Origin of the sequence: Ruegeria sp. HKCCA5929, from assembly GCF_013034525.1 — a bacterium.
In the GTDB taxonomy this organism is placed as follows: Bacteria; Pseudomonadota; Alphaproteobacteria; order Rhodobacterales; family Rhodobacteraceae; genus Ruegeria.
Genome location: NZ_WQGE01000017.1, coordinates 2,501 through 6,359, shown reverse-complemented (window position 1 = coordinate 6,359; position 3,859 = coordinate 2,501). Strand labels below are relative to the sequence as shown.

Sequence of the window (3,859 nt, the reverse complement as noted above, 5' to 3'; positions counted from 1 at the left end):
TTGTAGATCGAGGGGTCTGTGTTGTGATTTTCCGACGTTGGTTGCGGGAGTAGGATTTGAACCTCTGACCTTCAGGTTATGAGCCTGCCGAGGTTTGATCGTTAAGCAAACAGTCCAGTTGACTGTTTGTAGATCGACCGGTCTGTTTGGATTTTGGTTGCGGGGAGAGGATTTGAACCTCTGACCTTCAGGTTATGAGCCTGACGAGCTACCGGACTGCTCCACCCCGCGACGCTTTGGTGGGCCTATCGCCTATTCGGCTACTTGAGGCCAGGTATTATTTTGATCGTATTAGAGAGATTTTTGGGCTTTTACTAGGTTTGGCGGTGACCTACTCTCCCGGGGCTTAAGCCCAAGTACCATTGGCGCGGCAGTGCTTAACTTCCGGGTTCGGTATGGGACCGGGTGTTTCACTTGCGCTATGACCACCAAACCGAGGAAAAGCCCACGTCGCTGTTTTTTGCGAAGCAAAAAAGCGACGCGCGGCAGGCAGCGTCTTTATCGCAGATAAAGGCGCGTTGCCGCACGGTTGTGTTTATCAACCAACAGTGCCGCTTGGTGCGACACGGTTATCCAAACCAAGGTCGGTGTATGCTTTTGGTTTGATTTGTCTTTCTGTTACTGGATCAAATCAAGCCTATCGGGCGATTAGTACCGGTCAACTGAACGCATTACTGCGCTTACATCTCCGGCCTATTGACGTGGTGGTCTTCCACGGCCCTCAGGGAGACCTTGTTTTGAGGGGGGCTTCCCGCTTAGATGCCTTCAGCGGTTATCCTGTCCGATCATAGCTACCCAGCACTGCCGTTGGCACGACAACTGGTCCACCAGTGGATCGTTCACCCCGGTCCTCTCGTACTAGGGGCAACTCCTCTCAAGTCTCCTACACCCACGGCAGATAGGGACCGAACTGTCTCACGACGTTCTAAACCCAGCTCACGTACCTCTTTAAACGGCGAACAGCCGTACCCTTGGGACCTGCTCCAGCCCCAGGATGAGATGAGCCGACATCGAGGTGCCAAACACTGCCGTCGATATGGACTCTTGGGCAGTATCAGCCTGTTATCCCCGGCGTACCTTTTATCCGTTGAGCGATGGCCCTTCCACTCGGGACCACCGGATCACTATGGCCGTCTTTCGACTCTGCTCGACTTGTCAGTCTTGCAGTCAGGCTGGCTTCTGCCATTGCACTCAACGAGCGATTTCCGACCGCTCTGAGCCAACCTTCGCGCGCCTCCGTTACGCTTTAGGAGGCGACCGCCCCAGTCAAACTACCCGCCACGCAGGGTCCCGGATCCGGATAACGGACCGCGGTTAGACATCAAGAGTGCGAAGGGTGGTATCTCAAGGGAGGCTCCACGGATACTTGCGTTTCCGCTTCAAAGCCTACCACCTATCCTGCACATCACAATCCTGATGCCAGTGCGAAGCTGTAGTAAAGGTGCACGGGGTCTTTCCGTCTAACCGCGGGAAGCCTGCATCTTGACAGGCAATTCAATTTCGCTGAGTCGATGTTGGAGACAGCGGGGAAGTCGTTACGCCATTCGTGCAGGTCGGAACTTACCCGACAAGGAATTTCGCTACCTTAGGACCGTTATAGTTACGGCCGCCGTTTACCTGGGCTTCAATTCAAGGCTCTCACCTCTCCTTTTAACCTTCAGGCACCGGGCAGGCGTCAGACCCTATACGTCGTCTTGCGACTTCGCAGAGCCCTGTGTTTTTAATAAACAGTCGCCACCCCCTGGTTTGTGCCCCCAGCCCCTAGTTGCCTAGGAACCGGGCCTCCTTCTCGCGAACTTACGGAGGTATTTTGCCGAGTTCCTTCAACATCGTTCTCTCAAGCGCCTTGGTATGCTCTACCAGTCCACCTGTGTCGGTTTAGGGTACGGTCTGATGGAGGGCTATTTCCAGGAACCACTCAGCAGCCCAATCAATCCGATAAGATTGAACTACACCTGTGATCCGTCACATCCTCCTGGCCTAGGAATATTAACCTAGTTCCCATCGCCTACGCCTTTCGGCCTCGGCTTAGGGGCCGGCTTACCCTGCTCAGATTAGCTTTAAGCAGGAACCCTTGGACTTTCGGCGAGAGTGTCTCTCACACTCTTTGTCGCTACTCATGTCATCATTCTCACTAGTGATCTCTCCACCGGATCGCTCACGCGCCGGCTTCATCGAAAGAACTCTATCCGTCATTACATCCAACTGCTTACACAGCACAGATGCAAATACGGATGAGTTCTATGTCACACTACGCTCTGCTACCATGCCTTACGGCATCCTAAGCTTCGGCTCATGGCTTGAGCCCCGTTACATCTTCGCCGCAGGACAACTTATTTAGACCAGTGAGCTGTTACGCTATCTTTAAAGGATGGCTGCTTCTAAGCCAACCTCCTGGTTGTTTTGGTCGTCCCACCTGCTTTCCCACTTAGCCATGAATTGGGGGCCTTAGCTGTAGGTCAGGGTTGTTTCCCTCTCCACTACGGACGTTAGCATCCGCAGTGTGTCTGCCATCTAGTACTCCCGGGTATTCGGAGTTTGGTTAGGATCAGTAAGCCTGTGGGGCCCCATTACCCATCCAGTGCTCTACCCCCCGGGGTATTCGGATGACGCTCTACCTAAATAGATTTCGCAGAGAACCAGCTATCTCCGAGTTTGATTGGCCTTTCACCCCTAGGCACAGCTCATCCCGATCCTTTTCAACGGATGTGGGTTCGGTCCTCCAGTAAGTGTTACCTTACCTTCAACCTGGCCATGCCTAGATCACTCGGTTTCGGGTCTGATCCCACGAACTCATGCGCCCTATTAAGACTCGCTTTCGCTACGCCTACACCTAACGGCTTAAGCTTGCTCGTGAGACCAAGTCGATGACCCATTATACAAAAGGTACGCCGTCAGATCTCGAGGATCCTCCGACTGATTGTAGGCGTTCGGTTTCAGGTACTGTTTCACTCCCCTCGTCGGGGTGCTTTTCACCTTTCCCTCACGGTACTGGTTCGCTATCGGTCAGCAAGGAGTACTTAGCCTTCGAAGGTGGTCCTCCGATCTTCAGACAGAATTTCACGTGTTCCGCCCTACTTAATACGTCCGTCAAAGCTTCCTATACGGGGCTGTCACCCGCTATGGCCATGCTTCCCAACATGTTCTAGTCACTTATCTGGCTCGGCTGGTCCCCGTTCGCTCGCCGCTACTAGGGGAGTATCAATTGATTTCCTTTCCTCCGGGTACTTAGATGTTTCAGTTCCCCGGGTTTGCTCTTAAAACCCTATGTATTCAGGTCTTAAGTACCTGTTTAAACCCCATATTGATTACCAAAGATAACAATATGAAGCTTTCAGGTGGGTTGCCCCATTCAGAAATCCATGGATCAAAGCTTATTCTCAGCTCCCCATGGCTTATCGCAGAGTATCACGTCTTTCATCGCCTCTTGCTGCCAAGGCATTCACCAAACGCCCTTCTCGCGCTTGATTTGATCCAGAAAGAGAAAGACATAACATTTTGCGCTACCGCCTATTCGGCTACTTGAGCGCGTGAACCCTTCCGGCCTGCGGCCTTCACGGTTCGACTATGTCCATCGCAATGACCCAGCTGGTAACTAAAGGCCATCTTTCTTCTGAACCAAAAGCATACTTTCCCGCCTTCCATCCTGGAACCCATGCTGCCGATGTCGGTCGGCCCCACATGGAGAATGGAAGACAATGCATAACCGTTAAGTTATGCGGGTTAGTGTACTTGACTTGGACAACTCTGTTCGTTTCAGCCGGGATATCCAAAGAGGGACGAGGAAACATCCCAAATCGAACCTCCTCCGAAGAGGACCAACTGAGATCAACGCCACACTCGGCGCGATCAAACAGTG

At 52.7% G+C, this 3,859-nt stretch carries 1 tRNA gene and 2 rRNA genes; all 3 read right to left on the bottom strand.

The features are described 5' to 3' along the window. Positions 1-154 precede the first annotated feature (154 nt). The 3 genes from GOV90_RS21025 to GOV90_RS21015 all read right to left on the bottom strand — a co-directional run bounded on the left by GOV90_RS21025 (position 155) and on the right by GOV90_RS21015 (position 3,470). Positions 155-231 (bottom strand) — tRNA-Met (locus tag GOV90_RS21025). Between the two features lie 87 nt (positions 232-318). Beyond that, positions 319-433 (bottom strand): 5S ribosomal RNA (gene rrf / locus GOV90_RS21020). Between the two features lie 194 nt (positions 434-627). Beyond that, positions 628-3,470, bottom strand: a 23S ribosomal RNA gene (locus GOV90_RS21015). Positions 3,471-3,859 lie beyond the last annotated feature (389 nt).